Below are 1,011 nucleotides of genomic sequence, written 5' to 3' on the forward strand. Positions count from 1 at the left end.
TCCGGGCCCCGCTAATGTCGCGATGCCCCTAGAACGGTGCAGCGGGTGTGAAAAGCCGGGGAGCCGCAACAGCGCCCCCCCTTTCCGGCCCGGAACTGATTCGATTTGTCCGCAACGGCGGAAAAACTCACCGAAGCCGTATGATCTGGGTGACGCTGGCGCTTTGACATGCAAAGAATGCAAATGGCGGATCCGGGAAATCTTTTTTCGTTCGTCTCCCGTTCCCTTGCGCGTCACAAAAACGTCGCAAGTCCGCCGCGTCGCTGCGCTGCTGCATCGACGAAGCGAATCGAATCTGCGACGAAGCGAGTGGTAACCCCGATATTTACCCTCTTGCGTCTGAAACTGGTTCGGCCACTATAGCTAGCGGTTCGGGGCAGGGGGCCAATACTACAGCTTGTATGTCATCATGCGGAACCCGATTCCGCAAGGGCGATGTGCGCACTGTGGATAACGGGGACAATTCCCGTTTTGTTCGCACCCCGGACGGAAAGCGTGTAGGATCGGGGCGTGGCCCCGAGTCGTGGTTTGGGTGTGACGATTTCGAATCGGCGGAACGGGGATTGGTGAGATGGATTTCAGGGATACCGATGGCAGAACGGACATGAGCGCGGACACGGCAATGCTGATGGCAGAGGCCATGACGACGGTGGCGTCCGCTGCGCCGAAGGCGGACGATTCGGCCTCGGGCGGCGTGCATCCGCAGCTGTATGCGGTCGAGGTCGACCATTCGCGCGACGCGTTGCTCACCGATTTCGGCAAGGAAACGCTGAAGGACCGCTATCTGCTGCCCGGCGAATCCTATCAGGACCTCTTCGTGCGCGTCGCGTCGGCCTATGCCGACGACCAGGCACACGCCCAGCGGCTTTATGATTATATTTCGCGGCTGTGGTTCATGCCGTCGACGCCGGTGTTGTCGAACGGCGGCACGGGGCGGGGCCTGCCGATCAGCTGCTATCTGAATTCGGTGCCCGACAGCCTTGAGGGAATCGTCGACACCTGGAACGAGAA

General features: G+C 60.4%; 1 protein-coding gene. It reads left to right on the forward strand.

Translation table 11 applies throughout. The annotated features are described in order from the left end of the window. Window positions 1-604: 604 nt before the first annotated feature. On the forward strand, window positions 605-1,011 hold a 407-nt coding region (locus JHC57_RS22355), incomplete at its 3' end, for a ribonucleotide reductase N-terminal alpha domain-containing protein (protein ID WP_294032752.1).

Source organism: Sphingopyxis sp., assembly GCF_016463645.1.
Taxonomy (GTDB): Bacteria; Pseudomonadota; Alphaproteobacteria; order Sphingomonadales; family Sphingomonadaceae; genus Sphingopyxis.